Consider the following 1,840-nt stretch of genomic DNA (forward strand, 5'->3'; position numbering starts at 1 on the left):
CCGCCGCGGGCCGGCCGGGTGACGAACGGCACCCGCAAGGCCCTCGCGCCTCCGCGCCGTCCGCGGTAAGGGCAGGACGTCCCGTCCTCGCGATCAGGCGCTTCATGGCGAGCCCGGCCGAACATGCGAGCTTCCTGCCGCCGGTGCTGACGTTCCTGTCGGCGGCGGTGATCGGCGTGCCGATCTTCCGGCTGCTCGGGCAGAGCGCGGTGCTGGGCTACCTCGTCGCCGGGGTGCTGATCGGCCCGTCCGGCCTGTCGCTGATCGCCGAGCCCGAGACGGCGGCGAGCGTCGCCGAGATCGGCGTGGTGCTGCTGCTGTTCATCGTCGGGCTCGAATTGCACCTGTCGCAGCTCGTCTCGATGCGCCGCGACATCTTCGGGCTCGGCACGGCGCAGCTCGTCGTCTGCGCGATCGTGCTCGGGGGCCTCGGCGTGCTGCTCGGCGCGGCGCCCAGCGCCAGCGGCATCATCGGCATCACGCTGGCGCTCTCGGCCACCGCGGTGGCGCTGCAGCTCCTGGAGGAGCGCGGCGACCTCGGCACCGCCTACGGCAGCCGCGCCTTCGCGGTGCTGCTGTTCCAGGACATCGCCGTCGTCGGCATCCTGGCGCTGATGCCGCTCCTGGCATCGGCCGGCGGCGGCAGCGGCGCGCCCTGGCTCGGGGACGCGGCGCTCTCCACCGGCAAGGCGCTGGCGGCGATCGTCGCCGTGGTGCTCGTCGGCCGCTACGGCCTGAACCGCTTCTTCCGCCTGCTCGCCGCGAGCGGCGCCCGCGAGGTGATGACGGCGGCGGCCCTCCTGGTGGTGCTCGGCACCGCGCTGCTGATGGCCGAGGTCGGCCTGTCGATGGCGATGGGCGCGTTCCTGGCCGGCATCCTGCTGTCGGAATCGAACTTCCGCCACCAGCTCGAGGCCGACATCGAGCCGTTCCGCGGCATGCTGCTCGGCCTGTTCTTCATGAGCGTCGGCATGTCGATCGACGGCGGGCTGGTGCGCGCGGTCTGGCCGCTGCTGTTCGGGGCGACCTTCGCGGCGATCCTGGTCAAGGTCGCGCTGGTGGCCGGGCTGTTCCGCCTGTTCGGCTCGACCTGGCTCGACGCGGTGCGCGGCGCCGCGATCCTGGCGCCGGCCGGCGAGTTCGCCTTCGTGCTGCTGCCGCTCGCCGGCTCGCTGGGCTTGACCGACGCCACCGCCACGCGCTTCGCGGTGGCGCTCGCCGCCCTCACCATGCTGATCGGACCGGTGGCGGCCAAGGGCCTCGACAAGGCGCTCGACCTCGCCCGCGCCCGCCGCGGCGGCGAGGCGCTGCCGGCCACCGACGTGGTCGAGAGCGCCGAGGCCCGCGTCCTGGTGATCGGCTTCGGCCGGTTCGGGCAGATCCTGACGCAGGTGCTGCTCGCCGAGGGCATCGGCGTCACGGTGATCGACAAGGACGTCGAGCAGATCCGCTCGGCCTCGCGCTTCGGCTTCCGGATCTACTACGGCGACGGCACCCGCCTCGACGTGCTGCGCGCCGCCGGCATCGGCCGGGTCGACCTGGTGTGCCTGTGCATCGACGACGCCGAGGCGGCGCTGAAGATCGTCGACATCGTCCACGAGGAGTTCGAGTCGGTCCGCACCTACGTCCGCGCCTACGACCGGATGCACGCCGTCGAGCTGATGAACCGCGACGTCGACTTCCACATCCGCGAGACCGCCGAATCCGCCCTGGTGTTCGGCCGCGCGACGCTGGAGGGCCTCGGGCTGTCCGCCGACGCCGCCGCCGCGCGGGTCGAGGACGTGCGCAAGCGCGACGTCGCCCGCCTCGTGCTGCAGCAGGCCGGGGCGCTCCCCGAGGG

The 1,840-nt window shown here is 73.4% G+C and carries 1 protein-coding gene; it reads left to right on the forward strand.

The annotated features are described in order from the left end of the window. Positions 1-104: 104 nt before the first annotated feature. Positions 105-1,840, forward strand: a 1,736-nt coding sequence (locus tag FV223_RS26555; protein ID WP_147729724.1) for a monovalent cation:proton antiporter-2 (CPA2) family protein, incomplete at its 3' end; no start/stop codon positions are given.

Origin of the sequence: Methylobacterium sp. WL116 (assembly GCF_008039455.1) — a bacterium.
Classification (GTDB): domain Bacteria; phylum Pseudomonadota; class Alphaproteobacteria; order Rhizobiales; family Beijerinckiaceae; genus Methylobacterium.